Source organism: Pseudonocardia sp. SID8383 (assembly GCF_009864975.1).
GTDB lineage: Bacteria > Actinomycetota > Actinomycetes > Mycobacteriales > Pseudonocardiaceae > Pseudonocardia > Pseudonocardia alni.
This window is the reverse complement of sequence record NZ_WWFY01000666.1, coordinates 1-1,164: the sequence shown is the minus strand read 5'-3', so window position 1 is coordinate 1,164 and position 1,164 is coordinate 1. Positions and strand designations below refer to the sequence as shown.

Sequence of the window (1,164 nt, the reverse complement as noted above, 5' to 3'; positions counted from 1 at the left end):
GTCCGGCCGGGGCCTGGTGTTCGTCCCCGGGGCGCTGGTCGACCCGCGGGCCTACCTGGCGCTGCTGCGCCCGCTGGCCGAACAGGGGGTGCGCGTGATCGTGACCGCGCCGCCCCTGGGCGTCGCACCGGCCGATCCGGGGGCCGTCGGCCGGGCGGTCGGCTCGGCGCCCGAGATCCGTACCTGGGCGGTCGGCGGGCACTCCCTCGGCGGCGTGGCGGCCGCGCGGGCGCTGGACGTGCCCGGGGTGCGTGGGCTGGTGCTGTGGGCGTCCTACCCGGCCGCCGACGTGTCGGGGGCGCCGGTCGCGGCCCTGTCGGTGTCCGGCTCCCGCGACGCGCTGGCCACACCGGACGCGATCGCGGACTCCTGGGCGCAGCTGCCCGCGGGGACCCGCTTCGTCGTCGTCGACGGAGGGGTGCACGCCTACTTCGGCGACTACGGCCCGCAGACCGGCGACGGCGAGGCGGGCGTGGACCGGGCGACCGCACAGCGGCAGATCGTCGCCGCGACCACGGACGTCGTGACGTCGCTGCGCCCCGACTGACCGGTCGGGACGGTCAGGCCGTGCTGAACGACTGCAGGATCTCCTGGCCCTCGCTGTCGGTGCCGACGACGAACCGGTAGTTCTCCCGGGTCGTCGTGCCGTCGTTGCGCATGAACACGACGGTCGCGGTGACCGTGTTCGGGCCGGCGTTGCGCAGGTTCTCGGCGTAGACGTTCCGCACGGTGCTGTAGAAGGTCCGGAAACCCTGGATGCCCTGGCTCTGGGCCTGCGCCTGCGGGCTGAGCATCGCGAACGCGCCGTCGATGTCGCCGGGCAGCATCCGGTAGTAGTTCTGCACGAACGACACCGGGTCCTGCACCTGCCCGGTGCCGGTGGTCGGTGTCGGCGTCGCGGTGGTCGTCGGCGCGGGCGTGGTCGTCGGGGCCGCGCTCGGCGTCGGCGACCCGCTCGTCGGCGGGGCGGCGATCACCGGCGGGGCGTCCTGCTGCCGGCTGGTCGAGTAGACGCCGAACGCGACACCGCCACCGACGACGAGCAGCACGGCCACCGCGCCCAGCACGACCGGGGTGCGACGACCCCGCCCGTCCCGGGAGCGGGTGGCACCGCCCCGTCGGCCACCACGGCCGCCGGGGCCGGGGATGACCTGCGGTGCGGGC

At 75.9% G+C, this 1,164-nt stretch carries 1 protein-coding gene and 1 pseudogene; one reads left to right on the top strand and one right to left on the bottom strand.

Annotated features, from left to right (window positions below):
* On the top strand, positions 1-547 hold a 547-nt coding region (locus tag GTW08_RS16335; RefSeq protein ID WP_202417247.1), incomplete at its 5' end, for an alpha/beta hydrolase.
* 13 nt (positions 548-560) lie between these two features.
* On the opposite strand, the pseudogene GTW08_RS16330 reads toward GTW08_RS16335, so the two are convergent.
* A pseudogene (locus GTW08_RS16330) lies at positions 561-1,164 on the bottom strand (serine/threonine protein kinase); the annotation flags it as partial.